This is a genomic window from Nonomuraea recticatena (genome assembly GCF_039533245.1).
GTDB lineage: Bacteria > Actinomycetota > Actinomycetes > Streptosporangiales > Streptosporangiaceae > Nonomuraea > Nonomuraea roseola.
This window is the reverse complement of the sequence record NZ_BAAATE010000098.1, coordinates 1-1,439: the sequence shown is the minus strand read 5'-3', so window position 1 is coordinate 1,439 and position 1,439 is coordinate 1. Positions and strand designations below refer to the sequence as shown.

Annotated in this window: 1 protein-coding gene; it reads left to right on the top strand. The window is 71.2% G+C overall.

Translation table 11 applies throughout. The features are described 5' to 3' along the window. A partial coding sequence (locus ABFX50_RS50440) for a non-ribosomal peptide synthetase (RefSeq protein WP_346158398.1) occupies nucleotides 1–1,439 on the top strand: 1,439 nt, incomplete at both ends.

Here is a 1,439-nt window from a genome sequence, read left to right as displayed (position 1 = left end):
GCCAAGTTCGACCTGTTCTTCAACCTCTCGCCCGACGGCAGGGGAACGCTGGAGTACGCGGCGGACCTGTTCGACCGAGCGTCCGCCGAGCGGCTGGCCGAGCGGTTCACGGACGTCGTCCGCCAGGTCGTGGCCGACCCGGCCGCCTCCGTGGGCTCGGTGCGCGTGGTGACCGCGGACGAACGACGGCACCTGGTGGAGGACGTCAACGACACCGCCGCGACCCGGCCGCGTACGACCCTGGCGGAGCTGGTGGAACGGCAGGCCGCGCTCACTCCCGAGGCGCCGGCGCTGACCTTCGGCGGGCGGACGCTCACCTACCGGGAGCTGAACGGTCGGGCGAACCGGCTGGCGCACTGGCTCATTGAGCGGGGCGCGGGGCCGGAGCGGCGGATCGCGGTGCGGTTGCCGCGTTCGGCCGAGCTGGTGGTGGCGCTGCTGGCCGTGGCCAAGAGCGGTGGCGCCTATGTGCCGCTGGATCCGGCCTATCCGCCCGCCCGCGTGGAGTTCGTGCTCGATGACGCCGCACCCGTCCTGGACCTCGGCCCGGAGGAACTGGCGCGTGACCTGACCGGCTACCCCGACACCGATCCGGTGCGCCGGTCGTCGCCGGATAACGCCGCCTATGTCATCTACACCTCGGGTTCCACCGGCACGCCCAAGGGCGTGGTGGTCAGCCAGCACGCGCTGGTCAATTTCCTCACCGACATGCAACAGCGCTGTCGCCTGACCGGCCGGGACCGGCTGCTGGCGGTCACCACCGTCGCTTTCGACATCGCCGCGCTGGAGTTGTTCGGCCCTCTCATCTGCGGCGGTCAGGTGATACTCGCCGAGCGGCCCGACCCGCACATGCTGGCTGACCTACTCACCGAGCATGCGGTCACGGTCATGCAGGCGACCCCGTCGCTGTGGCAGATGATGACCGCCCACGACCCGACCCTGCTCACCGGCATCCGCCTGCTGGCCGGAGGTGAGGCGTTGCCGGCGCCGCTGGCCGAGCAGTTGCGTGAGCACGGGGCCGAGCTGATCAACCTCTACGGGCCGACGGAGACCACGATCTGGTCCACCGCCGCCACCGTCACCGGAACCCCGACGATCGGCCGGCCGATCGCCAACACCCAGGTCTACGTCCTCGACGCTTATCTGCAGCCGGTCCCCGCCCGCACCCCGGGTGAGCTCTACATCGCCGGCGACGGCCTGGCCCGCGGCTACCACAACCGCCCAGGATTAACCGCCGAGCGGTTCGTCGCCGACCCGTTCGGGCCGCCCGGCGCGCGGATGTACCGCACCGGTGACCTGGCCCGGTGGAACCCGGCCGGTGAGCTGGAGTACCTGGGCCGCCTGGACAACCAGGTCAAGATCCGCGGCCACCGCATCGAACCCGGCGAGATCGAGACGATCCTCACCGCGCACCCCCTCGTCGAGCAGGCCGTCGTGGT